The organism is Paenibacillus sp. MAEPY2 (assembly GCF_000499205.1).
GTDB classification, from domain to species: Bacteria; Bacillota; Bacilli; order Paenibacillales; family Paenibacillaceae; genus Paenibacillus; species Paenibacillus vandeheii.
The window spans coordinates 1-1,144 of record NZ_AWUK01000101.1; the positions used below are offsets into that span (position 1 = coordinate 1).

At 46.3% G+C, this 1,144-nt stretch carries 2 protein-coding genes; both read right to left on the reverse strand.

All coding sequences use genetic code 11. From position 1 onward, the window contains the following. Window positions 1-64: 64 nt before the first annotated feature. A complete protein-coding gene (locus P364_RS0134620) occupies window positions 65-505 on the reverse strand; it encodes a GNAT family N-acetyltransferase (RefSeq protein WP_024634518.1) in 441 nt (146 codons plus the stop codon). A gap of 45 nt (window positions 506-550) precedes the next feature. Next, window positions 551-1,090, reverse strand: a complete 540-nt coding sequence (locus P364_RS0134625; protein WP_024634519.1) for an SMI1/KNR4 family protein — start codon at window positions 1,088-1,090, stop codon at window positions 551-553. Between the last annotated feature and the right edge of the window lie 54 nt (window positions 1,091-1,144).

A 1,144-nucleotide genomic window follows, 5' to 3' on the forward strand; every position in this document is an offset into this window, starting at 1 on the left:
TTTTTCTGTCCTCTCCGTTTCTGTGTAAATGAATAGTTCAACTTATATAGATGTACAGTAACGATTATTGTACTTGAACGGACATGTACACATCCACCTCATCTTCACTGTCCAACACAAATCCAAAGCGTTCGTACAACCGCCGAGCCGGACTTCCCTGCAATACATTTAAAATAACACGTTTGCCCCGGACCTCATCCTGTTCCAGCAGCGTTTTCAGCACCTGAGTTCCTATTCTCTGACCCTGATAATCAGGATGTATGTAGAAATGTTCTAGTAGAATCTCCTCCGACTTGGGCTTCAGCGCTACACACCCCACCCATGTACCCTCGACCTCAATAATCCACGTGTGGACAGGGTCGAATGTATTACGGAAACGTTCACGAACCTTCACTTCATCGTACCTTCCCAACCTGTGTAGATCATCATATAGAACCAAGGCTCGCAACTCTGCAAGGTGCTCCTGATCTGCCTGCTCGGATTGACGCATGGTTATTTGGATCATTGGATGACCTCCTTTTCCGAATTAATTTACTCTGGATTCGACTACCTACGTTGCTTCGTCCTCATCCTCTTCTTCCATGCACTTCTGAATAAATTCAAATAAGCTCGCAGCCTCAACCGACCGATGTCCCCAATCATGCCAAAAATATAGCACCTGTCCCACCGTCCCCGTTCCTGACGGATCGGTATCCAGACACAGATAATCCCCACCGCCATTTTCAGCAATAGGTATCCATCTGGGGTTCCACAGCACGGGCTTAATGGCAGCCTCGTCAATCTCAAGTTCCATCTCGTCCGGGTCAAATTCCTCCTGCAAAAACGTCCAGTTCTCCTTCACCTGATCCAGAGGTGACAATGTCAGGTTACGAACAAATGGAGCTACGCCTATATTCCAGGCTTGTCCGTTATGCACACGATACAGTGCCTTCATTTCTTCAGGCAATGTCACGCCAAGTTGATTTTCCACGGATTGAATATCTTCATCCGTCGCACCTGGCTGGAGATTGAGCGTAACTCTACCATCTGCATTTGCTCCCGTCCCTTTTGTAATAATAAGTTGCCACAGCAGTTCTGCTTGCTTGATCATTCTCCATCCTCCTTCTTGTGCGCTTTATAGATTGTCTATATAAATTGAACTAAA